We start from the raw sequence: 22295 nt of genomic DNA on the forward strand, positions 1-22295 counted from the left end.
TAACGACGATTTAGCGAATTTGCGGCATCGCCTGTCCCATCACATCCGGGGACCTTGCATGGCCGTTGCCGAAATCCAGTTGCCCGCGCCCGGTATTCCCACCGGCCCGCTGGCTGACGAATTGCTGCATGACGAATCGCTCGAACGCGTATTGGCGGCGGTGCGCGGCCATCTGGGCGTGGAGATCGCCTTCGTCTCGCGCTATGTCGAGAACGGTCAGCGCGAGCTCACCCATGTCAGCACCGACCTGCAATTGCCGATGGGGGCCGGTTTCCGCGAGCCGATCGAGGACAGCTATTGCTGGCACATTCTGGAAGGCCGCCTGCCCGAATTGATCCAGGACGCATCCGACCATCCCTTTGCCAAGACGCTGGCCATCACCGATTTCCTGCCCGTGGGCTGCCATCTGAACTTGCCGCTGCGGCTGTCGGACGGGCGCGTATGGGGCAGCTTCTGTGCGGTGGGTCGCCAGCCCGACCGATCGCTGGGCGTGCGCGACATGCATGTGCTGCGCGCCTTTGCCAGCCTGGCCGCCGAACGGATCGAGGCGAGCATCCGCGACAATATCGAACTCGACGAGACGCGCGCACGCATCACCGAAATGCTCGATGGGCACGCCATCACGATCTTTCACCAGCCGATCCATGCCCTCGATACGGGCGAGCCGGTGGGTGTCGAATGCCTCGCCCGTTTCCCCAACACCACGCGGCGCGGCCCCGACGCCTGGTTCGAGGATGCGAACCGCGTGGGCCTGGGCGTCGAACTGGAAATGGCCGCCGTGCGCGCTGCGCTGGAGACAATCAGCCATCTGCCGCCGGGCAAATATGCCGCGGTCAATGTCTCGCCGTCCACCATCCTTTCGGGCGCGGTCGAAAAGGCGCTGGAAGGCGTGGATACCGCCAAGCTGGTGATCGAGGTCACCGAGCAGGAACAAGTCACCGATTTCGCCGTGCTTGGCCGGCATCTGGTGCGATTGAAAGAGAAAGTGCGCATCGCCATCGACGATGTGGGCACCGGCTATTCGGGCCTCAGGCATATTGTCGATCTGAAGCCCGATATCCTGAAAATGGATATGGCGCTGACCCGCGACATCCACCGCGATCCCGCCCGCCGCGCATTGACCGGCGCGCTGGTGCAGTTGTCCCGCGATATCGGCTGCAAGGTGGTGGCCGAAGGCATCGAGACGATCGAGGAGCGCGCGGCGATGGCGGCGTTAGGGGTGGATTTTGGGCAGGGCTATTTCTTCGCCCGCCCGCTGCCCGTGGTCGCTGCACAGCAGCATCTGCTGGGCATCACAGATGGGGAGGACGAGCCCGACATCGCCCCGCATGAAATTCGCCCCATGCCGGCCGATACCGATGAATTGCCGCCCTTGCGGGGGATGAGCGCCTAACCGCCTTCGGGATCGGGCAGGCGGTAACGCGCCGCGCGCAAATCGCCCGTGTTGATCTGCGCGCGCAGGCGTTCGCGGTCCTGCCGGCGGTAGAGGTCTTCGGCGCGGTCGATATCGCTTTCCGAAAGGCCCAACGCATCCAGGCCCAGCAGAGCCATCCGGATCGCCGATTCATGCACTTCGCGCAGGACATAGCGCTGCGGAGCATGGGCCAGCTTCATCACGCTGCGCCGGTCATACCCGCGCACATAGATCGCCGCCTGCGGAAAGGCCTTCTGCACGGCCTCGATATAATCGGGCTCCACCTGATCCTTGTCGATGCAGAACAGGATCAGCTGCGCATCCGCTCCGCCCGCCTGCCGCAGCAGATCAAGCCGGGTGCCATCGCCGTAATAGACGGTGAAGCCAAACTCGGCCGCAATATCGATGCGCTCCTGATCGCGGTCGATCAGGGTGACCGAAATGCCCGCCGCTTCCAGCACTTGCGCGGTGGTCTGGCCGAAGCGGCCGTAACCCACAACCAAGGCGCGGGCCGACAGGTCGCGCGGCAAGGCGGGCTGCGGTGCGGCTTCTCCGCCCGCCACTGCGGCGGTAACGGGCGCAGCGCGGAAGCGGCGCGCAAACATCATCAGGAACGGCGTGCTCGCCATCGACAGCGTGACCACCGCGCCAAACACGCTGACCGCTGTATCGGATATCAGCAAGGCTTTCTGCGCGGCGGTATAAAGCACGAAGGCGAACTCGCCCCCCTGGCTCAGCAGCAGACCCAGCGCCAGCGCACTGCGCCAGGCCATTTTCAGCCACAGGCCCAGCACGGTGATGATGGCAGTCTTGATGACGATCAGCAGGACGGCAAAGCCGATCACCGTGCCGGGCCGCTCGGCAATCGCGCCAAGATCGAGCATCATCCCCACCGCGAGGAAGAACAGGCCCAGCAGCAGACCGCGCAGCGGCTCCATATCCGCCTCCAGTTCGTGGCGGTATGGCGTATCGGCCAGCATCACCCCGGCAATGAAGGCGCCCAGCGCCAAGGACAGGCCCAGCAGTTCCATCACCAGTGCGCTGGCGATCACGGTGAACAGGGCCGCCATCACAAACAGTTCGCGCTCGCCCAGACCGCCGATCAGCCGGAACAGCGGCCGGATCAGGAAACGCCCGGTGGCGACGAGCCCGACAATCGCCACCACGGTCAGCAGCGCCAGCATCAAGCCGGTCGGGCCCGCCGCATCGGCAGGGTTGCGGCTCATCGCGGACACGATGGTCAAGAGGGGAATGATCGACAGATCCTGAAACAGCAGAATGGCAAAGGCGCGTTCACCAAAGGGGGTTTTGAGGCGGCCCGCCGATTGCAGCATAGGCAGCACCTGCGCGGTGGAGGACAGCCCCAGCGGCAGACCGATCGCCAGCGCGGCCTCTGCGGTAAAGCCGGTCAAGGCCAGCACCGTGGCCGTCACCGCCAGCCCGCAGGCGGCAACCTGCGCGGCGCCCAGCACGAAAATCTCGTGGCGCATCTTCCACAGCCGCGCGGGGTTGAGTTCCAGCCCCACGATGAACAGAAGCATCACGATGCCAAGTTCAGCAAAGGCAACCTTTTCCTGCGCCCCGCCCACCAGGCCCAGCACCTGCGGCCCGATAACCACGCCCGCCACCAGATAGCCAAGCGTTGCGCCCAGCCCCAGGCGGCGGAAAAGCAGCACAAAGGCCAAGGCAAAGCCCAGCATCAGCACCCCGTCATGCAACAAATTGCCCGCGTGCTGTTCCATTTACCCCCCGCGCGTGATGCGCTCTCGTCATGCCCGAAAGCAGGTGCCATGTCATGCCCCATGCCCGATTGCCCCGGCGCGCGCCTGTGCCTATATCACCGATCATGTCATCCTCCATCAGACCCTGGCGCGATATTGCGCGCCGCCAGTCCCGCCAGATCATGGTCGGCAATGTCCCTGTGGGCGGCGACGCGCCGATCACCGTGCAGACGATGACGAACACGCCGACAGAGGATATCGCGGCGACCATCGACCAGATCCGCCGGTGCGAGGATGCGGGCGCGGACATCATCCGCGTATCCTGCCCGACCGAGGAATCGACCCGCCATTTCGACCAGATCACGCGCGCGGCGAAGATCCCGGTCGTGGCCGACATCCATTTCCACTACAAGCGCGCGCTGGAAGCCGCCGACAAGGGCGCAGCGTGCCTGCGCATCAATCCCGGCAATATCGGCAGCAGCGACCGCGTGGCAGAAGTAGTCCGCGCGGCCAAGGCCAATGGCTGCGCGATCCGCATCGGGGTGAATGCCGGCAGCCTTGAGAAGGACCTGCTCGAAAAATACGGCGAACCCTGCCCCGAAGCGCTGGTGGAAAGCGCGCTCGACCATATCAAGCTGTTGCAGGATCACGATTTCCACGAATTCAAGGTGGCGGTGAAGGCCAGCGATGTGTTCCTCGCGGTCGCGGCCTATATGGGCCTTGCCGAGGCGGTCGATTGCCCGCTGCATCTGGGAATTACCGAAGCCGGCGGCCTGATCGGCGGGACGGTGAAAAGCTCGATCGGCATCGGCAGCTTGCTGTGGGCAGGGATTGGCGACACGATCCGCGTTTCCCTCTCGGCAGAACCCGAACAGGAAGTGCGCGTGGGCTTCGAGATACTCAAGGCGCTGGGCCTGCGCACTCGCGGCGTGCGGGTCGTCTCGTGCCCGTCCTGCGCACGGCAGGGCTTTGACGTGATCCGCACGGTGCAGACGCTGGAAGAACGCCTGCAACATATCAAGACCCCTCTCAGCCTCTCGGTGCTGGGTTGCGTGGTCAACGGCCCCGGTGAAGCGCGCGAAACCGATATCGGCATTACCGGCGGCGGTGCGGGCAAGCACATGGTCTATCTGTCGGGCGTCACCGATCACCATGTGCAGGACGCCGATATGGTGGAACATATCGTGCGTCTGGTCGAAGCCAAGGCGGCCGAGATCGAGGCGAATGTGACCGACGCGGGCAAGGCAACCGAAGCGGCGGAATAGGCGCTTTCGAATGACCTTGACGATCCGCCCCGCCACGGCGGTCGATGTGCCGCTCATCGCCGCACTGATCCGCGAACTGGCGGCCTACGAGAAGCTGGCGCACGAAGTGCGCTTCGACGAGGCAACGCTGGCGACCAAGCTTTTCGGACCCCGGCCCTATGCCGAGGTGCTGATCGGTGAAGTGGCCGGCGAAGCGCAGGGTTTCGCCCTGTTCTTCCACAATTTCAGCACGTTCGAGGGCAAGCCGGGCATCTATCTCGAAGACCTGTATGTGCGGCCCGCCGCCCGTGGATTGGGCCTGGGCAAGGCGCTGCTGCGCCATCTGGCCGCTTTGGCTTTCGAACGCGACTGCGCGCGGCTGGAATGGTGGGTGCTTGACTGGAACGCACCCGCAATCGGTTTCTACAAGGCGCTGGGCGCCAGGCCGATGGACGAGTGGACCGTGATGCGGGTGGATGGCCCTGCGCTGGCCGCGCTTGCCAAGGGCTGACCAGACAAGGCCCCGCTTTACGCGCCGGTAACCCGCTTTGCCCTATGCCGGGGCATGGATCTGCGCCTGTCCCTGCTTGCCATCATGTTCGTCGGCGCGGCCGTGGGCCTCATGCTGCCGGCGCAACCGGACGATGTGGCGACAGACATAGGCACGAGCGCACCGCAGCCCCTTCCTTCCCTCGCCGCATCGCGGGGGGCAACCTCGCTTTCGTCCGATGGCGCGGTGCTCGCCCGCGCGGCGGACGGGCATTTCTACGCCGATGTCCGCGTGGACGGGCAGGATGTGCGGATGCTGGTCGATACCGGCGCCAGCGTGGTGGCGCTGACCGGCGCGGATGCCGAAGCGATGGGTTTTGTCTGGAACGAAGACGATGTCCGGATTGTCGCGCGCGGGGCGAGCGGGCCGGTGGCAGGCGTGCCGGTGGTGATCGGACAGATTGCGCTGGGCAATCACGAGGCCGCAGATGTGCCGGGCGTCATCATTCCGCGCGGGCTGGACATATCGCTGCTGGGCCAGTCGTTCCTCGGCACGTTTCGCGAAGTGCGCATGGCCGATGGCCAGATGATCCTGGCCAGTTGAAATGACCAAGGATTTCCCACAATGAACATGGCCCCCATCATCTCTGGCCTCATCCCTCCCAACCTGCTGCCGCATCGCTGGCGCGTAAAGCAGCAGGCGGGCCGGCATAACGAGGCGGTGATCGGCGTGCTCGACACGCCCCCTATCGTGCCCCGGCGCGACGGGCTGGTGATTTTCTCGATGATCGGCACCGCGGTGCTGCTGCCCTATCTGGTGGCGGTGAAAAGCCTGTGGAGCCAGTTGCAGCGCGGGCGCGTGGTCATTCTGGATGATGGCACGCTGACCGCAGCAGACCGCACGATCCTGGCGCAGCATTGCGGCGATCCCGAAATCATCGCGATTGCCGATGTGAAGACGGATCCCTTCCCCACCGGCGGCACGTGGGAACGGCTGCTGACGATCCTCGATCGGCGGTTGTCGGAATACTGGATCCAGCTCGACAGCGACACGGTGACGGTGGGGCCAGTGCCCGAAGTCGTGGACGCGATTTCGCGCAACCGCAGTTTCTGCCTGCTGGGCGGGGGGGATGCGGAGATCGGCGCGCTGCCGCTGGGCGATTTTGCCCGCGCGCTCTATCCCGATGGCCCGCAGGAGGGCCATGTGCAGACGCGCGTGGAATCGCGGCTGGCGACTGTCGCCAATGCGCAGGGCTGGCGCTACTTACGCGGTTGTTCGGGATTTACCGGCTTTGCCGCAGGCGGGCCGGGCCGCGATCTGGCCGCCGCCTTCCTGGCGGAAATGGAAAGGATGCTGGGCCGTGACGATATCTTCATCTGGGGGACGGAGCAGATTGCCTCCAACTTCCATCTTGCGAACGAACCGGGCGTGGTGCCGCTGCCCTATGCGCGCTACCTCAATTACTGGAACGAGGCGTGGCCGCAGGATGCCGGCTTCGTGCATTTCGTCGGCACGCACCGGCACGATAACGGCGCCTACAAGGCCGCCAGCCTTGCCGCGATCGAGGCAATGAAGCGGTAGCTGCAATTCGTGCGCGCCGGGCCTATATGAACGGCATGAACCGCCGCGCATTCCTCGGCTCGCTCGCCATCGGCACCGCCGCGCTTGCTGCGCCCTTGCGCGCGGCCGCGCAGCCAGCCCCCGATGCGCGCAGCCGGCGCATCCTTGCCATTGCCCGCGAGCAGGTAGAGCGGGCCGGCACGGCGCTGTGGCGGCGCGATGTCGCCGCGATTGCCGATTTCGGCGTGCATTCGGCCACGCCCCGCTTTCACATCGCCAATCTGGAAGCGGGCACGGTACGCAGCCTGCTCGTCGCGCATGGCAGCGGGTCCGACCCGGAACATGACGGCTGGCTCAACGCTTTTTCCAACCTGCACGACAGCTGGGCGACCAGCCGCGGGGCCTATGTATCGTGGGAATGGTATCAGGGCCGCTTTGGCACCTCGATGCGGCTGGAGGGTCTGGAGCCCAGCAATGATCAGGCCTACGCCCGCGCTATCGTGATGCACGCAGCCGACTACGCCACGCCTGCCCATGTGGCGCGATGGGGGCGGCTCGGCCGGTCGAACGGCTGCTTTGCCGTGGGACCGGAGGAATTGCAGGGTGCGCTCTACCAACTTTCAGGCGGGCGGCTGCTGTTTGCCGACAGGCTGGGGATCGGGCCTGATGGCGCGGATGTGGCCATGCCGCCGCAAGCTGCGGTGGATTTCGAAACCGCGATTGCGCAGCGCCGCGCCGCCTTGGCGGAGGAAGACGCAGAGTTTGGCGGCGAAGCGGAATCCAGCCTGAACGCCGAAATGCCCCGATAGCGGGTTAGATGGAACGCACCCGCCGCTGCGCCAGCGCGGCAAGCACGGCACCATCGCGGTTGTAGAGATCGCGGTATTCGGCCAATTGCCCGTCTTCGCTCACGCGCAGCGTGAAATAGCCGAGATAAACCGGAATCGGCTTTGCCAGCGCAACGCGGGTCAATTGCCCGCTGGCAGATATGCGCATCGCCTCGTGCGCGGTGGCGCCTTCGCCCAGCAAGGTCAGCGTTACCGCCAGTTCCAGCGCGTCCTGCACCCGCACGCAGCCGTGGCTCAGCGCGCGCACTTCCTGCCCGAACAGGTTGCGGTTCGGCGTATCGTGCAGGAAGATCGCGTGCGGATTGGGCATATCCAGCTTCATCAGGCCCAGCGCATTGCGGGGCCCCGGCGCCTGCACCACGCTTATCGCGCCGCCGGGCAGACGCGTGGCGGTATAACCCATGCTGCGCGCCCAGGCGGGGTTGTTCAGCACCCGCCGCCCCAACCCTTCCCCCACCACGATCGATTGCGGCACGGTCCAGTTGGGATTGAAGATCACCCCTTCCACGATTTCCGACATCATCGGCGTGGCACTGCGACCGGGCCGACCCACAATCGTGCGGTAGCTGCGCATCACTTCGCCGTTGACATTCAGCCGCAGCATGAATTCGGGCACATTGACCAGCAAATGGATGCCGCCCAGATCGCGCGGCAGCCAGCGCCAGCGGTCCAGATTGGCGCGGATGCGGTTCAGCCGTGCGGTATCTTGCGCCGGAGTGATCGACAAATGCGCACGCAGCGCCGCATAATCGGGATGGCTGGGCAGCAGCGATGCCAGTGTCCCGCGAATATCGCCGGAGACCAGAGCCCGCTCCATCAGCGCAGCAGTAGGCAGAAGATCGGCGTCGGTATCGTCCATCAGATAGCTGGCGCGCGCCGAGATGGGTGTGCGTCCGTCGCGGTAATCGGCCACCAGCCAGCCAAAAATGGCGGCTGCCACCCGGTCAAGTTCCGGGCCTTCGCCCGCAGCAATCGCGGCTTCGAGCAGATCGGGTCGGTATTCCGCCGGGTCGAGCCCCTCCATCGCCGCGTCATCAATGGCGCGGCGCAGCGCTTCGGCGCGGGCGAGCGGCCACGACAGATCGCCTGCCAGGCGCGGCGCGATGGTGCGGCGGATCGTCCCCGGCTCCCATTGCGCGGCCATGACCTGCACGCCGTCCCGCTCCAGCACCGGCTCGAAGGCCAGCCGCTGCGCCTGGGCGGGTAGCGATCCGACGAGCGATACGACAAGCGACACACAGGCACCCAACAGTGTCACGCGCGCGCCAGCGGATCGAACAGGGTTAATCATGCACCCAAGTCTGGCCGCACCGCCTGCGTTTGGCAAGGTTCCTGCCCGCAACCGCAGCCGCAGCCGCAGCCGCAGCCGCAATCGCCATGGTCTTTGCCGCGCGGCCATTCTACAGGCGCGTCCATGTCACCCGCCGCGCCGCGCCCTGCCCTGCTGCTGCCATTCCTCTCCACACTGCTGGCGATTGCGCTGCTGACGCTGATGGACGGCTTCATGAAATCGGCCTCGCTCGCGATCGGCGCCTATTCCACCCTGCTGGTGCGCGGCGGCATGGGCTTTGCGTTGGCGGGCAGCCTATGGACCATGCAGCGCGCCTTGCGCTGGCCGTCCGGCCTGACGCTAAAGCTGCATGTCACGCGCGGCGTGGTGGGGGCCTTTACCGCGCTCACCTTTTTCTCTGCGCTGGTGCACCTGCCGCTGGCCGAGGCGATTGCGCTGTCCTTCATCAGCCCGTTGATCGCGCTGGCACTGGCGGCGTGGGTGCTGAAGGAGAAGGTGGGCAACAAGGCGATCACAGCGGCAGTGCTGGGCATGGCGGGCGTGGTGGTGATCGTGGGTGGGCGGATCACTACGGCCAATCTCAGCAAGGATGCCGCCACCGGTATTGCGCTGGTGCTGGTATCGGCGGTGCTTTACGCCTGGAACCTGATCCTGCAACGCCAGCAGGCGCAGGTCGCCGCCCCGCTGGAAATCGCCACCTTTCAAAGTGCACTGCTGACGCTGGTGCTGCTGCCCGCCGCGCCAATGTTTCTGACATGGCCGCAAAGCGCTGCGACCTGGAGCTGGATCGCGGCCGCCGCGCTTCTCAGCACCGTTGGTCTGCTGTTGCTTGCCTGGGCCTATGCCCGCGCGGAAGCGCAGGTGCTGGTGCCGGTGGAATATTCGGGCTTTGCCTGGGCGGCGCTGTTCGGCTGGTTGCTGTTTGCCGAGGACGTGCGGCTGCCCACGCTGGCCGGCGCGGCGCTGATCGTGGCGGGGTGCTGGATCGCGGCCCCGCGCCGCCACAGCGGACAGGTGGGCGCTTCGGCGGATGCTTCGCCCTTGGGCGCGGATGGGGAACCGAAGTCCTAGCCTTCGTCTGCGGGTTCCTCGGCAGCCTCCTCCTCGGCTGTCAGTTCCTCGACCGCATCGCCGCTCTGCGCATTCTCTTCGTCTGCCATGCCGAAGTTCTGCCAGGCGAGCCCCAGCGCGGCCCCCAGAAACGCCGCCAGCACCAGCGCCAGCGCCATGCGCCACACGCCGAATATGGGGCGCGTTTCCTCTGACCGACCGATAATCATGGCTGCCCCAACAAACCCTTTCCCAACGTCGCCAATCCTGCCTTTGCCCCCTCGCAAAAATCCGCATTGTGATGCGCGCGGCCACCCCCACCCCTTGACCTTGAGCCGCCAAAAGCGCAGTCGCGCGGCATGGGTGCCGCCTCTCTAGCAAGGCGGCCAAAACAGCAACAGCCAATCGGCGGTAACGCAAAGGACACGGCAATCTATGACCCAGGTCGGATCGGACACGCTTTCCACCCGCAGCACGATGGAAGTAGGCGGAAAAACATACGCCTACTACTCGCTGGCAAAGGCCGCGGAAACGATCGGCGATGTCAGCCGCCTGCCGTTCAGCATGAAGGTGCTGCTGGAAAATCTGCTCCGATTCGAGGATGGCGGCTTTACCGTGGGCCGCAACCACATTCAGGCCATTGCCGACTGGCAGAAGAACCCGGTTACGGGCGAGGAAATCCAGTACCGCCCCGCACGCGTGTTGCTGCAGGATTTCACCGGAGTGCCGTGCGTGGTGGATCTTGCCGCCATGCGCGATGCGATTGCCAGGCTGGGCGGCGATACCGCCAAGATCAATCCGCTGGTGCCGGTGAACCTTGTTATCGACCACTCGGTAATGGTGGACGAATTCGGCCATCCCAAGGCGTTCGAAAACAACATGGCGCTGGAATATGAGCGCAATGCCGAGCGTTACGACTTCCTGAAGTGGGGCGCGAAAAGCCTGCAGAACTTCTATGCGGTGCCGCCGGGCACCGGCATTTGCCACCAGGTGAACCTGGAACATATCGCCAAGGGCATCTGGTCGAGCACGGACCAGAACGGCGAGCTGGTCGCCTATCCCGATACCTGCGTCGGCACCGACAGCCACACCACCATGATCAACGGCCTTGGCGTGCTGGGTTGGGGCGTCGGCGGGATCGAGGCGGAGGCCGCGATGCTGGGCCAGCCGGTGTCGATGCTGATCCCCGAAGTGGTCGGATTCAAGCTGACCGGCGCGCTGTCCGAAGGCGTCACCGCCACCGATCTGGTGCTGACCTGCGTGCAGATGCTGCGTGAACACAAGGTGGTGGGCAAGTTCGTCGAGTTTTTCGGCCCCGGCGTGTCCGCGCTTTCGCTGGCCGACCGCGCCACCATCGCCAACATGGCGCCCGAATACGGCGCGACCTGCGGATTCTTCGGCATTGACGACAAGACGCTGGATTACCTGCGCCTGACGGGCCGCCCGGAAGAAACGATTGCGCTGGTCGAAGCCTATGCCAAGGCGCAGGGCATGTGGTTCACGCCGGAAAACGAGCCGGTGTTCTCCTCCATGCTGCATCTCGACATGGGCAGCGTGGTGCCCAGCCTTGCCGGGCCCAAGCGCCCGCAGGACAAGGTGGCGCTGCCGGAGGTGGACGATCTGTTCAATTCCGACCTGTCCACCGCCTATGGCAAGGCCGCCCCGGCGCGCGTCGCGGTGGATGGCAAGGATCACGACATTGGCGATGGCGATGTGGTGATCGCGGCGATTACCAGCTGCACCAACACCTCCAACCCCGATGTGCTGATCGCCGCAGGCCTTGTGGCCAAGAAGGCGAATGAACGCGGCCTCAAGCCCAAGCCGTGGGTGAAGACCAGCCTTGCCCCCGGATCGCAGGTTGTCACCGATTACCTCGTGAAGGCAGGCTTGCAACAGCATCTGGACGCCATCGGCTTTGACCTTGTCGGCTATGGCTGCACCACCTGCATCGGCAATTCGGGCCCGCTGGCAGAGCCCATCAGCAAGGCGATCAACGGTAACAACATCGTCGCCGCCTCCGTGCTGTCGGGGAACCGCAATTTCGAAGGCCGCGTGTCCCCCGATGTGCGGGCCAACTTCTTGGCCAGCCCGCCGCTGGTGGTCGCCTATGCGCTGAAGGGCACGGTGACCGAGGACATCACCACCACCCCGATCGGGCAGGACAAGGACGGCAAGGACGTGATGCTGGCCGATCTGTGGCCCACCACGCAGGAAATCGCCGATCTGCGGAGCAGCAGCATCGACCGCGCGATGTTCGAGGCGCGCTATGCCGATGTCTACAAGGGCGATGCGCACTGGCAGGCGATCAAGGTGGAGGCGAGCGACACCTATGCCTGGAAGCCGGGCAGCACCTATATCGCCAATCCGCCCTATTTCGAAGGCATGGGCATGACGCCCGCGCCCGTTACCGACATTGTCGCGGCCAAGCCGCTGGCGATCCTGGGCGACAGCGTCACCACCGACCACATCAGCCCGGCAGGTTCGATCAAGGCCGACAGCCCCGCAGGCCGTTACCTGCTGGGCCATCAGGTGGCGAAGGAGGACTTCAATTCCTATGGCAGCCGGCGCGGCAATCACGAGGTGATGATGCGCGGCACCTTCGCCAATATCCGCATCAGGAACGAAATGGTGCCCGGCGTGGAAGGCGGCGTAACCTCGTACAAGGGCGAGACCATGGCGATCTACGATGCAGCCATGAAGCACAAGGAAGACGGCACGCCGCTGGTCGTGATCGGCGGCAAGGAATATGGAACCGGTTCCAGCCGCGACTGGGCGGCCAAGGGCACGGCCCTCTTGGGCGTGCGCGCGGTGATCGTGGAAAGCTTTGAGCGCATCCACCGCTCCAACCTGATTGGCATGGGCGTGCTGCCGCTGCAGTTCCGCGATGGCGAAAGCCGCGAGACTCTGGGCCTCAATGGCGACGATGCCTTCACCATTCGCGGCCTTGCCGGCATCAAGCCGCAGCAGGACGTGGTGGTCGATGTCACCCGCGCCGATGGGTCCACTTTCAGCTTCACCGCCAAGTGCCGCATCGATACCGCGAACGAGCTGGAATATTACCTCAACGGCGGGATCCTGCATTACGTCCTGCGCAAGCTGGCGGCGTAATTGGGGCGAACGGGCGGCCTTCCGGGTCGTCCGCACTTGCCCTGCTTCACAAACCAAAAAGGGCGGCTCCCGCGAAGGAGCCGCCCTTTTTCGTGGACCTGGGTCGTGGCGATCAGGCCGCTTCGCGCGTGCCGTCTTCGCCGGTTTCGCCCCCAAACTTGCCACGGCGGCGGCGGCGCATGAACACGGCGGCCGCGCCGGCCCCGAACAGCAGCATCATGCCCGGCTCCGGCACCTGCGTGCCCGAAGTTGTGCCCGATGTCGTGCTCGTGCTGCTGCTGGTCGAAGACGAGGAGCTGCTGCTCGACGAGGACGAGGACGAACTGCTGCTGCTGCTCGACGACGAACTGCCGGTAGACGACGACCCGGTCGAGCTGGTGATGTTGCCCGAACTGGACGAGGAGCTGCTGCTCGACGAGGAGGAACTGGAGCTGGAGGACGACCCGCTGCTGCCCGATCCGCCCGACGAGGAGGAGGAGCCGCTCGAACCCGAAGATCCGCTGCTGCCCGACGAGCCGCTGCTCGATCCATCGCCGCCACCCGACGAGGATGAGGACGACGAGGACGAGCTGGAGCTCGATGAACTCGACGAGCTGGAGGACGAGGACGAGGACGTCACGTTGCCGCTGGAACTTGTCACATTCCCGCTGGAACTGGAGACATTCCCGCTCGACGAGGACACCGCGCCGGTCGAACTGGTCACATTTCCTGACGTGGTCGAGGTGGTGCTGCTGATCGCCCCGGTCGACGTGGATACGCCGCCGGTGCTGGTCGACACGCCACCCGTGGTGGTTGAGGTGGAAACCCCGCCCGTGCTGGTCGATACGCCGCCGGTCGTGGTACTGGTCGAGGATCCGCCGCTGCCGCCCGACGAGGTGGAAGTGGAGGAGCCGGTGCTCGAATTGTCGATATCGATGTCGATGTTGATGTCGCCGCTCGAACCGGTGGTGCCTGACGAACCGCTGGTCGAGGTCGAGGTGGTGGTCGAAAGGTTGACGCTCCCCCCGCCGCCGCTGCCGCCGAAGAAACCGCCGAAGAACCCGCCGCCAAAGCCGCCGCCCCAGCCGCCCGAACCGCCGATGATGATGGGCTGGCCGCCGCCACCGCCGCTTACCCGTCCGCCTTCCTGCGGCAGCGGCAAGGGTGGCAAGGGCAGCAGCGCCAGTTCCGGTTCCGGCTCGCCTTCCACCACGCGGCGGATGCGGCGCGTCTCGCGCTGCGGCACGGTGCGCGCGGCCGGGCGATCCTTGACATAGGTGAGGCCGGTCGAACTGGTGCGCGCATCCGACTTGTAGCTGACGGTTGCGGCCTGCGGCTCTGCCACATGGACCGCGCCACCCGCCGCCAGCGCCGTGCCTGCCGCTGCCGCCGACAATTTCGCAAGGGCCATTCTTACCGACATGCCAGTCTCTCTTTGCGTTTCCCTGCAACCCCGTCTGCCGCCAATGCAGCCAGATAGGTCTTCCAAGGTTGCCAAAGAGACCCTTCTGCCTGCTATCGGCAATGGCAAAGCGACCGTTAACCACGCGCAGGATCGGGTTTTTGCAGGCTAATCGGGGGCTTCGCGACGCTTTGTCCCACAATGGAACCGAAAGTGCCCCATTCGCCAACAGGCGTTAACGCCTGCGCGCGCCGGCCAGCCTATTTGCCGGGATCAAACAGCTGCCCCTGCTGGGGGAACGGCGAATCGGGCGGCGGACTGGCAGGCGGGGCCAGCCCCAGATGCTCCCACCCGCGTGCATTCAGGCAGCGGCCGCGCGCGGTGCGGGCAATCAGGCCCAGCTGGATAAGGTAAGGCTCGATCACCTCCTCCACCGTGTCGCGCGGTTCGGAAAGGCCCGCGGCAAGCGTTTCGACCCCCACCGGCCCCCCGCGATAGATGTCGGCAATCATGGTGAGATAGCGCCGATCCATGGCATCAAGGCCCAGCTGGTCAATTTCCAGCCGGGTCAGCGCCGCGTCAGCCAGTTCGGCAGTGATTTCGGCAGCGCCGGCGACATTGGCAAAATCGCGCACCCGGCGCAGCAGGCGCCCCGCCACACGCGGCGTGCCGCGGCTGCGGCGGGCAACTTCGCGCGCGCCCGCGGGATGCATGGCCATGCCCAGCAAGCCCGCACCGCGTGTCACCACCTGCACAAGTTCGTCCTCGGTATAGAATTGCAGCCGCACGGGGATGCCGAACCGGTCGCGCAGCGGCGTGGTCAGCAGCCCTTGCCGCGTTGTCGCGCCCACCAGAGTGAAGGGCGGCAGATCGATCCGCACGCTGCGCGCCGATGGCCCCTCGCCAATGATGAGGTCGAGCGCGCGATCCTCCATCGCGGGATAGAGCACCTCCTCCACCACCGGGTTGAGGCGGTGAATCTCGTCGATGAACAGCACATCGTGCGGTTCGAGATTGGTAAGCAGCGCGGCCAGATCGCCCGCCTTGGCAATCACTGGCCCGCTGGTGGCGCGAAAACCCACGCCCAGTTCGCGCGCCACAATCTGCGCCAGCGTGGTTTTGCCAAGTCCCGGCGGGCCGAAGAACAGCACATGGTCCAGCGCCTCGCCCCGGCCGCGCGCCGCATCGATGAACACGCGCAGATTGTCGCGCGCGGCGGCCTGCCCCACAAATTCGCCCAGCGATTTCGGGCGCAAGGCCGCATCCGGATCATCCGGCTGGCGCGCAGGGCTCATCAGGCTGTCTGGCTGTTCCACGCCGCGCAACCTATGCGAGGGGCCGCGAGCCAGCAAGCCCGGCAGGCAGAGCTTCCGCAGCTAAGCCCCGGTCCCGCCGCGTCAGATGCGCGCCGATGCCGGGCGCACCGGCGCGGCGTTGATCGCATCCAGAACCGCCTGACGCATGGGCTTGGCCGCAAAATTGTTGTCATAGGGGCAAGGGCGCAGGATCGTGCCATCGGGGCGCGGCGTCTCGAATGTCTGAAGCCAGCTGTAGCGATCCGACATGCCCCAGAACAGGATCTCATTGCATTCGGGATAGGACAGCAGCAGGTCGAGCCAGCCCTTGGCCAGCACCGCGCCATCGGCATCGCGCTGGGCAATCGTGCCGTCGCGGCGGCGGTCGTTGATGTCCATTTCGGTGATCTTGATCTTGTAGCCCAGCGCCACAATGTCATCGAGCCAGGACTTCATCGCAGGCCGCTGGAAATCGACAATGCTCTGCGCGGTGCCGCTGGAATAGAACCCGATATGCGACTGGATGCCCAGCGTATCGACCGGCACATTGCGGTCGCGAAAGCCCCGCAGCAATTGCAGCACGCCGTTGCGGTGCGTGGGCGTGCCCCAATCCATGTAATCGTTATAGACCAGTTCGGCATTGGGCAGTTCGGCCCGCGCCGTGCGGAAGGCGAGGTCCAGCAGGCTGGCATCGCCGCCCACCGCCTGCGACAAGCCGTGATTGGTGCGGATATTCCCCGTGGCCGGATCAATCGCCTCGTTCACCACATCCCAGCTGGTAATGCGGTTGCCGTAATGGCGGCAGACAGTCTCGATATGCTCGCGCACCAGCCGCTCGGCCTCTGCCCGCGGATTGGCGCCGTAATTGTAATCGCGCAGCCACACGGGGAAACGTTCGGCCACATACCACAACAGCGTATGCCCGCGCATCGCCATGCCCTTGGATTCGGCATAGGCCAGCATCTCGTCCGCGCGGGTGAAATTGTAGGTGGAGGAGGAGGGGCGGATGGCTTCCCATTTCAGCTCGTTTTCGGGCACCAGCACGTTGCAATCCGCTTCGAGCAGGCGGGCGTAATTGGGGTTGGCGAACGATCCGGCATCCGCGCCGGGGTTCGACCAGGCAAAGGTGCTGCCAAACCGCAAGCCCTTCGCAACCGCCGCCGTGGCGAGCGACACCGCCGGGGTTGGCGTGGGGGTGGGCGTTGGCGTGGGTGCCGGGGTCGGCGCAGGCGCGGGTGCGGGCGACGGGGTCGGCGTTCCGGAGCTGCCACCGCATCCGGCAACCAGCATCCCCAGCCCCATGGCCATCACGCCGCGGCGATCCATACCTGTCATCATCCTGCTCCTGATCCAAGCGATCGGTTGATCCGATTCGGTCATCCATGATAGCGCTACCACCTTGTTCGGCAAGCAAACTAAAGACCTAATTGTGCTTATTTTTCGGGAAATAATGGCCTAGGCCGCCTGCAGCCGTGTTACAGCTATCACCCCGCCGCCTTGCGCAGCGCCACGCGGATCAGGTCGCTTTCGCCGGCATCCTCACCCAGTTCGGCAATTGCGGCGGCCACCGCGCTCGCGGCCACGGCGGGCTTGAAGCCGAGGTTCTGCAGCGCGGACACGGCATCGGCGCTGGCCGATCCCCTCGGCGCGGCGGCGGCACCGGCAACAGCGCCCCCGCCGGGCAGCGCGCCGGGAAGGCCCAGCGCCTTGTCCTTCAATTCGTTGACGATGCGCCCCGCCAGTTTCGGCCCCACGCCCTGTGCGCGGGCCACCATCGCGGCATCGCCTGCCGCGCAGGCATCGCGGATTTCACCGGGCGACAGTGCCGAGAGGATCGCCAGCGCCACCTTGCTGCCCACCCCCTGCACCGTGGTGAGCAGGCGGAACCAGTCGCGCTCTCCCGCGCTGGCAAATCCCAGCAGGCGCATATCGTTCTCGCTCACCTGCAATTCGGTGAAGATCTGGCACGGCCCGCCCACCGGCCCCAGCGCGTCGAGCGTGCGGGCCGAACAATGCACCAGATAGCCCACGCCGCCCACATCGATCACTGCCCAATCGGGGCCGGTTTCGTCCAGCAGGCCTTTCAGTCGTGCGATCATGCGCGCTGTGCTGCCTGAATCCGTGCCGATTTGCCAGAGGTGCCGCGCCGTTGTGCCACCCTTTTCACCACCGCGCCGCAAAGGTGACGAAGTTGACATCGTGACGGTGGCGCTTTGCCCCATTTTTTCACGGCTTTTCCTTGGCTTGCCTGATTTTTGCGAAGTTGACACCTGTGCGGATCGTTTTGCCGCGCATTTGCCAGCTTGTTGCCATCGCCCTGCATCCGTTGGCGCGTTGTAGGAAAGCGCCTGCTCGACACGCCGCGCGGTTTGGGTAATGGGGATGCCCATGAGCATGAACACTTTCGGCCGCGTATTCCGCTTCACCACCTGGGGGGAAAGCCACGGGCCTGCGCTGGGCGCAGTGGTGGACGGGTGCCCGCCGGGTCTTGCGCTGAGCGAAAGCGACATCCAGCCCTTCCTCGATGCGCGCCGCCCCGGCACCAGCAAATTCACCACGCAGCGCAACGAACCTGATCAGGTGCGCATCCTGTCGGGCGTGTTTGAAGGCAGGACCACGGGCACGCCGATCAGCCTGATGATCGAGAACACCGACCAGCGCAGCAAGGATTACGGCGAAATCGCGCAAAGCTATCGCCCCGGCCATGCCGATTACGCCTATGACGCGAAATACGGCATTCGCGATTACCGCGGCGGCGGGCGATCATCGGCGCGCGAAACCGCCGCGCGCGTGGCGGCGGGCGCGGTGGCAAGGCTCGCCATTCCCGATGTGCGGGTGCGCGCCTGGGTCGAACAGATCGGCACCCACGCCATCGACTATGCCCGCTTTGACGAAAGCCTGATTGGCACGAATCCCTTCTTCTGCCCCGATCCCGTCGCGGCAGAGGAATGGGCGCCGATCGTGGACGAGGCGCGGCTGGCCGGCTCCTCCATCGGTGCGGTCGTCACCTGCGAGGCAACCGGCGTTCCCGCCGGATGGGGCGCGCCGATCTATGCCAAGCTCGACGCGGACCTTGCCGCCGCGATGATGGGCATCAATGCGGTCAAGGGCGTGGAAATCGGCGATGGCTTTGCCGCCGCTACCTTAAGCGGCGAGGCCAATGCCGATGCGATGCGCCCCGGCGCCGATGGGAAGCCAGAGTTTCTGGCCAACCATGCAGGCGGGATTGCGGGCGGCATTTCCACCGGCCAGCCGGTGCGCTGCCGCGTGGCGTTCAAGCCCACCAGTTCGATCCTGACGCCCGTCCCCAGCATCAATTCGGCGGGCGAAGCGGTGGATGTGCGCACCAAGGGTCGCCACGATCCTTGCGTGGGCATTCGCGGTGTACCCGTTGTCGAAGCGATGATGGCATTGGTGCTGGCCGATCACAAGCTGCTTCACCGCGCGCAGTGCGGCTAGCGATACACCGCCAGTGACAGCACGGCGCGGGACACGCCGTCAAACCATGCAGACCCGACCACCGCCTCGTGCACGACGCCCTGCACGAAGATCCAGCCTGCGCCAAATAGCGTAGCCGCGCTGAGGCGGCCCGTGCTGCGGCGTTCGTTCCACGCGATCGCCGCCGCCATGCTCCACAGCGTGAGGTAGAGCCAGAAGGTCGGGATCGGGTCGTCGAGTTCCAACAGGCGGAACCAGAAGCGGTTCACCCCCGGCGGCAGCACCGGCAGCATGGCGAGCAGGATCAGCGAACGGTGGACCTGCGGCCGCCGTTTCGCCTCGCGGATTGCCAACGCGAACAGGATGGAAAAGCCCGCAAAGGCAAGCAGGCCCAGATACAGCCCATCTGTCCCCGGATCGCGCCCCGCATCCATCCCTGCGCGGCTGGCAATCAGTTGCAGGAACAGGCCCAGCACCATGATGATGGCGGCATGGGCAATGCCCCACAGGCCCAGCGCACGGTGCAGCCGCACCTTGCCCGCATTCACCAATCCCGCCTGCACCGCCAGCAGCAGCATCCAGCTGACAAAGACGATTCCGTGCAGATGCACCAGCGGCGGGGCGGGCGGAAAATCGCCGCGCAATGCGGGAAGCGCCGAATGCATCCCGAACCCGCCAAATACGAACAGGCACATGGCAAATATGAGGACCAGCGAAAAGCTTGGCCGGAATCGCTTCCGTTCACGCCGTTCCGCACGGCTCTTGGCTGGCTGCATTACCCCTCCCCGGCCCGCTTGCTGCGCGTCTTTTGCGGGCGAAGCTGCGTCAATGCTGCAAAAAACGCAACACCTGTTGCACTTTTCGAAACTTTCACGGAGGTGATCGATAATTTCGATCATCTCCATCGTATCAATCGGCTTTGTTGCGCTGCATCAATGCTTATCTGCCGCTTCGGAATTGTAACCGGCCAGCATTTGCGGGCCACCAAACGGAGCGAAAACAATGGGTATCATCGGCAGCACCATCAAGCCGTTCAAGGCCACTGCCTTTCAGGCAGGCAAGGATTTCTTCGACGTCACCGAAGCCGATATCGCCGGCAAGTGGGCGGTGTTCTTCTTCTATCCGGCCGACTTCACCTTCGTCTGCCCGACCGAGCTGGAAGATCTGGGCGAACATTACGCGCAGCTGCAGAAGCTGGGTGTGGAAGTCTATGCGGTGTCCACCGACACGCATTTCAGCCACAAGGCCTGGCACGACACCAGCGAGAAGATCGGCAAGCTGCAATTTGCCTTCCTGGGTGACCAGAACCATGTGCTGACCAAGAATTTCGGCGTGCTGCGCGAAGATTCGGGTCTGGCCGACCGCGCCACTTTCGTGGTCGATCCCGATGGCGTGATCCAGATCATGGAAATCACCTGCGAAGGCGTGGGCCGCAATGCCAACGAACTGACCCGCAAGATCCGCGCGGCGCAGTATGTGCGCAACAATCCCGGCCAGGTCTGCCCGGCCGCATGGGAAGAAGGCGAAGCCACGCTGGCCCCGTCGCTCGACCTGGTTGGCAAGATCTAAGGGCGGAAGCCTGACCATTTGACGCGTTCCCGTCGCCCCCCGACGGGTCGCCTGAACGGCCCGGAGGCGTTCATCCCCCCTCCACCACCCCGGATGCTTCCGGGCCGTTCTTCCTCCTCCCCATATTCTCACCGGAGAACCGCGATGCTCGATGCGACGATGACCCAGCAGCTGAAGCAATATCTCGGCAATTTGCGCGAGGGGGTGGAACTTGTCGCCAGCCTTGGCGATGACAAGCGCAGCGCCGATACGCGCGCGCTGATCGAACAGATTGCGGGCCTGCACGACCTTGTCACCGCCCGCTTTGACGGTGCCGATGCGCGCCGCCCCAGTTTTGAAATCCGCCGCGCCAGCGATCCGTCGCGCAGCGTGCGCTTTGCGGGTCTGCCGATGGGGCACGAATTTACCTCGCTGGTGCTCGCTTTGCTGTGGGCTGGCGGCCATCCGCCCAAGGTGGAAGCCGAAGTGCTTGAACAGATCGCCGCGCTCGATGGCGACTATGATTTCGAGATGTATTTCAGCCTCAGCTGCCACAACTGCCCCGACGTGGTGCAGGCGCTGACGCTGATGGCGCTTTATAACCCGCGTGTCTCCGCCACGCTGATCGAAGGCGGCGCGTTCCAGGCCGAAGTGGAGGAACGCGGCGTGATGGCCGTGCCTGCCACCTTCCTGAACGGCCAGATGTTTGCCAGCGGCAAAATGGGCGTGGAAGAAATCCTCGCCAAGCTCGATAGCGGCGCCGAAGCGCGCGCGGCGGCCAAGCTTTCCGAAAAGGCGCCGATGGACGTGCTGGTGGTGGGCGGCGGCCCGGCCGGTGCCTCGGCGGCGATCTATGCCGCGCGCAAGGGTTTCTCCACCGGCATTGCCGCCGAACGCTTTGGCGGGCAGGTAATGGACACGATGGGGATCGAGAACTTCATCTCCGTCCCCTACACCGAAGGGCCTAAACTCGCCGCGCAGCTCGAAGCGCATGTGGGCGAATACGATATCGACGTGATGAAGCTCGTCACCGCCAGCCGCCTCGTCCCCGCCAGCCAACCCGGCGGATACCACTCGGTAGAGTTTTCCAACGGCGCGGTGCTGAAGGCGCGCACGCTGATCCTGTCCACCGGGGCGCGCTGGCGCAATCTGGGCGTGCCGGGTGAAGAGACCTACAAAACCAAGGGTGTTGCCTATTGCCCGCACTGCGACGGCCCGCTGTTCAAGGGCAAGCGCGTGGCGGTAATCGGCGGTGGCAATTCAGGCGTCGAGGCCGCGATCGACCTTGCCGGCATTGTCGGCCATGTCACGCTGATCGAATTCGACAGCGCTCTGCGCGCCGATGCGGTGCTGCAGGCCAAGCTGCGGTCGATGCCCAATGTCACCATCCTGACCAGCGCGCAGACGACCGAGATCACCGGCGACGGATCGCGGGTGAACGGCCTGGTCTATCAGGATCGCACTTCGGGCGTCGAACACCGGATCGATCTGGAAGGTGTGTTCGTGCAGATCGGCCTTGTCCCCAATACCGAATGGCTGAAGGACAGTGGCATTGCCCTGTCAAAGCACGGCGAGATCGCGATCGACCACAAGGCCGCGACCAGCATCCCCGGCGTGTTTGCCGCAGGCGATTGCACCACCGTGCCTTACAAGCAGATCATCATCGCGATGGGCGAAGGGTCGAAAGCAGGCCTTTCCGCGTTCGATTACCTGATCCGCACCGAGAGCGTGGAAGAACTGGCCGTAGCGGCGGAATAAGCCCGCCCCGCGTTCTATCTGCCAACCCGACCCCAGCGAACCGCAAAGACCGCCCCGGCAGTCTTTGCGGTTTTCGCGTATCTGGCGACGGCGCGCATTCGCCAGGCCGTTCAACTAAACGGCTCAGTCGATCAATGTCTGCCAATTAA

20 protein-coding genes are annotated in these 22295 nt (G+C 65.1%); 12 read left to right on the forward strand and 8 right to left on the reverse strand.

Going from position 1 to position 22295, the window contains the following annotated elements; all coding sequences use genetic code 11:
* The first annotated feature begins 58 nt into the window (after positions 1-58).
* Positions 59-1393 carry a sensor domain-containing phosphodiesterase gene (locus WFP39_RS03430; RefSeq protein WP_336917734.1) on the forward strand — a complete coding sequence of 445 codons (1335 nt, stop codon included), beginning with the start codon at positions 59-61 and terminating at the stop codon, positions 1391-1393.
* On the opposite strand, the gene WFP39_RS03435 is transcribed toward WFP39_RS03430, so the two are convergent.
* A complete protein-coding gene (locus WFP39_RS03435) occupies positions 1390-3156 on the reverse strand; it encodes a monovalent cation:proton antiporter-2 (CPA2) family protein (protein ID WP_336917735.1) in 1767 nt (588 codons plus the stop codon). The genes WFP39_RS03430 and WFP39_RS03435 overlap by 4 nt on opposite strands.
* Positions 3157-3260: 104 nt before the next feature.
* On the opposite strand from WFP39_RS03435, the gene ispG reads away from it, so the two are divergent.
* The 5 genes from ispG to WFP39_RS03460 are packed head-to-tail and all read left to right on the forward strand — an operon-like array spanning position 3261 to position 7238.
* On the forward strand, positions 3261-4400 hold the full coding sequence (ispG, locus tag WFP39_RS03440) for a flavodoxin-dependent (E)-4-hydroxy-3-methylbut-2-enyl-diphosphate synthase (RefSeq protein ID WP_336917736.1): 1140 nt from the start codon (positions 3261-3263) through the stop codon (positions 4398-4400).
* 10 nt (positions 4401-4410) lie between these two features.
* Positions 4411-4890 carry a GNAT family N-acetyltransferase gene (locus tag WFP39_RS03445; protein WP_336917737.1) on the forward strand — a complete coding sequence of 160 codons (480 nt, stop codon included), beginning with the start codon at positions 4411-4413 and terminating at the stop codon, positions 4888-4890.
* Positions 4891-4944: 54 nt separating this feature from the next.
* On the forward strand, positions 4945-5472 hold the full coding sequence (locus WFP39_RS03450; RefSeq protein WP_336917738.1) for a retropepsin-like aspartic protease family protein: 528 nt from the start codon (positions 4945-4947) through the stop codon (positions 5470-5472).
* Positions 5473-5493: 21 nt separating this feature from the next.
* A complete protein-coding gene (locus WFP39_RS03455; protein ID WP_336917739.1) occupies positions 5494-6450 on the forward strand; it encodes a hypothetical protein in 957 nt (318 codons plus the stop codon).
* Between the two features lie 35 nt (positions 6451-6485).
* Positions 6486-7238 (forward strand): murein L,D-transpeptidase catalytic domain-containing protein, encoded by a 753-nt coding sequence (locus WFP39_RS03460; protein WP_336917740.1) that lies wholly within the window; start codon positions 6486-6488, stop codon positions 7236-7238.
* A 4-nt stretch (positions 7239-7242) separates the two neighbouring features.
* Here the strand turns inward: WFP39_RS03460 and WFP39_RS03465 are convergent, their stop codons facing one another.
* A complete protein-coding gene (locus WFP39_RS03465) occupies positions 7243-8568 on the reverse strand; it encodes a L,D-transpeptidase family protein (RefSeq protein ID WP_336917741.1) in 1326 nt (441 codons plus the stop codon).
* A 123-nt stretch (positions 8569-8691) separates the two neighbouring features.
* Between WFP39_RS03465 and WFP39_RS03470 the strand changes: the two genes are divergently transcribed.
* Positions 8692-9639 carry a DMT family transporter gene (locus WFP39_RS03470; protein ID WP_336917742.1) on the forward strand — a complete coding sequence of 316 codons (948 nt, stop codon included), beginning with the start codon at positions 8692-8694 and terminating at the stop codon, positions 9637-9639.
* Here the strand turns inward: WFP39_RS03470 and WFP39_RS03475 are convergent.
* Positions 9636-9848, reverse strand: coding sequence for a hypothetical protein (locus WFP39_RS03475; protein ID WP_336917743.1), 213 nt, complete (start codon positions 9846-9848; stop codon positions 9636-9638). The two genes, WFP39_RS03470 and WFP39_RS03475, sit on opposite strands and share 4 nt — an antisense overlap.
* Positions 9849-10053: 205 nt before the next feature.
* On the opposite strand from WFP39_RS03475, the gene acnA reads away from it, so the two are divergent.
* Positions 10054-12726: an aconitate hydratase AcnA gene (gene acnA / locus WFP39_RS03480; RefSeq protein ID WP_336917744.1), complete on the forward strand. Its 2673-nt coding sequence runs from the start codon at positions 10054-10056 to the stop codon at positions 12724-12726.
* Between the two features lie 112 nt (positions 12727-12838).
* Here acnA and WFP39_RS03485 read toward each other — a convergent pair whose 3' ends face one another.
* Positions 12839-12946: a hypothetical protein gene (locus WFP39_RS03485; RefSeq protein WP_336917745.1), complete on the reverse strand. Its 108-nt coding sequence runs from the start codon at positions 12944-12946 to the stop codon at positions 12839-12841.
* On the opposite strand from WFP39_RS03485, the gene WFP39_RS03490 reads away from it, so the two are divergent.
* A complete protein-coding gene (locus WFP39_RS03490) occupies positions 12945-13982 on the forward strand; it encodes a hypothetical protein (RefSeq protein ID WP_336917746.1) in 1038 nt (345 codons plus the stop codon). The genes WFP39_RS03485 and WFP39_RS03490 overlap by 2 nt on opposite strands.
* A gap of 385 nt (positions 13983-14367) precedes the next feature.
* On the opposite strand, the gene ruvB is transcribed toward WFP39_RS03490, so the two are convergent.
* From ruvB to ruvA, 3 genes are all read right to left on the reverse strand, one after another.
* Positions 14368-15402 (reverse strand): Holliday junction branch migration DNA helicase RuvB, encoded by a 1035-nt coding sequence (ruvB, locus tag WFP39_RS03495; RefSeq protein ID WP_336917823.1) that lies wholly within the window; start codon positions 15400-15402, stop codon positions 14368-14370.
* Between the two features lie 102 nt (positions 15403-15504).
* Positions 15505-16740: an endo-1,4-beta-xylanase gene (locus WFP39_RS03500; protein ID WP_336917747.1), complete on the reverse strand. Its 1236-nt coding sequence runs from the start codon at positions 16738-16740 to the stop codon at positions 15505-15507.
* Between the two features lie 146 nt (positions 16741-16886).
* Entirely contained in the window at positions 16887-17501 is a 615-nt protein-coding gene (gene ruvA / locus WFP39_RS03505) for a Holliday junction branch migration protein RuvA (protein ID WP_336917748.1), read from the reverse strand.
* A 289-nt stretch (positions 17502-17790) separates the two neighbouring features.
* Between ruvA and aroC the strand changes: the two genes are divergently transcribed.
* Complete coding sequence (aroC, locus tag WFP39_RS03510; protein ID WP_336917749.1) at positions 17791-18861, forward strand: chorismate synthase; 1071 nt, start codon at positions 17791-17793, stop codon at positions 18859-18861.
* Here aroC and WFP39_RS03515 read toward each other — a convergent pair.
* On the reverse strand, positions 18858-19505 hold the full coding sequence (locus WFP39_RS03515) for a hypothetical protein (RefSeq protein ID WP_336917750.1): 648 nt from the start codon (positions 19503-19505) through the stop codon (positions 18858-18860). The genes aroC and WFP39_RS03515 overlap by 4 nt on opposite strands.
* 337 nt (positions 19506-19842) lie before the next feature.
* Here WFP39_RS03515 and ahpC point away from each other — a divergent pair, with 337 nt between their 5' ends.
* Positions 19843-20409, forward strand: coding sequence for an alkyl hydroperoxide reductase subunit C (gene ahpC, locus WFP39_RS03520; RefSeq protein WP_336917751.1), 567 nt, complete (start codon positions 19843-19845; stop codon positions 20407-20409).
* Positions 20410-20553: 144 nt separating this feature from the next.
* On the forward strand, positions 20554-22146 hold the full coding sequence (gene ahpF / locus WFP39_RS03525; protein ID WP_336917752.1) for an alkyl hydroperoxide reductase subunit F: 1593 nt from the start codon (positions 20554-20556) through the stop codon (positions 22144-22146).
* Positions 22147-22295 lie beyond the last annotated feature (149 nt).

Source organism: Alteraurantiacibacter lauratis, assembly GCF_037154155.1.
In the GTDB taxonomy this organism is placed as follows: domain Bacteria; phylum Pseudomonadota; class Alphaproteobacteria; order Sphingomonadales; family Sphingomonadaceae; genus Alteraurantiacibacter; species Alteraurantiacibacter lauratis.

What these genes read in the sequence shown, in the direction of transcription:
- WFP39_RS03430 (WP_336917734.1), top strand. Translation starts at nt 59, where the DNA reads ATGGCCGTTGCCGAAATCCAGTTGCCCGCGCCCGGTATTCCCACCGGC.
- WFP39_RS03435 (WP_336917735.1), bottom strand. Translation starts at nt 3,156, where the DNA reads ATGGAACAGCACGCGGGCAATTTGTTGCATGACGGGGTGCTGATGCTG.
- ispG (WP_336917736.1), top strand. Translation starts at nt 3,261, where the DNA reads ATGTCATCCTCCATCAGACCCTGGCGCGATATTGCGCGCCGCCAGTCC.
- WFP39_RS03445 (WP_336917737.1), top strand. Translation starts at nt 4,411, where the DNA reads ATGACCTTGACGATCCGCCCCGCCACGGCGGTCGATGTGCCGCTCATC.
- WFP39_RS03450 (WP_336917738.1), top strand. Translation starts at nt 4,945, where the DNA reads ATGGATCTGCGCCTGTCCCTGCTTGCCATCATGTTCGTCGGCGCGGCC.
- WFP39_RS03455 (WP_336917739.1), top strand. Translation starts at nt 5,494, where the DNA reads ATGAACATGGCCCCCATCATCTCTGGCCTCATCCCTCCCAACCTGCTG.
- WFP39_RS03460 (WP_336917740.1), top strand. Translation starts at nt 6,486, where the DNA reads ATGAACCGCCGCGCATTCCTCGGCTCGCTCGCCATCGGCACCGCCGCG.
- WFP39_RS03465 (WP_336917741.1), bottom strand. Translation starts at nt 8,568, where the DNA reads ATGATTAACCCTGTTCGATCCGCTGGCGCGCGCGTGACACTGTTGGGT.
- WFP39_RS03470 (WP_336917742.1), top strand. Translation starts at nt 8,692, where the DNA reads ATGTCACCCGCCGCGCCGCGCCCTGCCCTGCTGCTGCCATTCCTCTCC.
- WFP39_RS03475 (WP_336917743.1), bottom strand. Translation starts at nt 9,848, where the DNA reads ATGATTATCGGTCGGTCAGAGGAAACGCGCCCCATATTCGGCGTGTGG.
- acnA (WP_336917744.1), top strand. Translation starts at nt 10,054, where the DNA reads ATGACCCAGGTCGGATCGGACACGCTTTCCACCCGCAGCACGATGGAA.
- WFP39_RS03490 (WP_336917746.1), top strand. Translation starts at nt 12,945, where the DNA reads ATGCCCGGCTCCGGCACCTGCGTGCCCGAAGTTGTGCCCGATGTCGTG.
- WFP39_RS03485 (WP_336917745.1), bottom strand. Translation starts at nt 12,946, where the DNA reads ATGATGCTGCTGTTCGGGGCCGGCGCGGCCGCCGTGTTCATGCGCCGC.
- ruvB (WP_336917823.1), bottom strand. Translation starts at nt 15,402, where the DNA reads ATGAGCCCTGCGCGCCAGCCGGATGATCCGGATGCGGCCTTGCGCCCG.
- WFP39_RS03500 (WP_336917747.1), bottom strand. Translation starts at nt 16,740, where the DNA reads ATGATGACAGGTATGGATCGCCGCGGCGTGATGGCCATGGGGCTGGGG.
- ruvA (WP_336917748.1), bottom strand. Translation starts at nt 17,501, where the DNA reads ATGATCGCACGACTGAAAGGCCTGCTGGACGAAACCGGCCCCGATTGG.
- aroC (WP_336917749.1), top strand. Translation starts at nt 17,791, where the DNA reads ATGAGCATGAACACTTTCGGCCGCGTATTCCGCTTCACCACCTGGGGG.
- WFP39_RS03515 (WP_336917750.1), bottom strand. Translation starts at nt 19,505, where the DNA reads ATGCATTCGGCGCTTCCCGCATTGCGCGGCGATTTTCCGCCCGCCCCG.
- ahpC (WP_336917751.1), top strand. Translation starts at nt 19,843, where the DNA reads ATGGGTATCATCGGCAGCACCATCAAGCCGTTCAAGGCCACTGCCTTT.
- ahpF (WP_336917752.1), top strand. Translation starts at nt 20,554, where the DNA reads ATGCTCGATGCGACGATGACCCAGCAGCTGAAGCAATATCTCGGCAAT.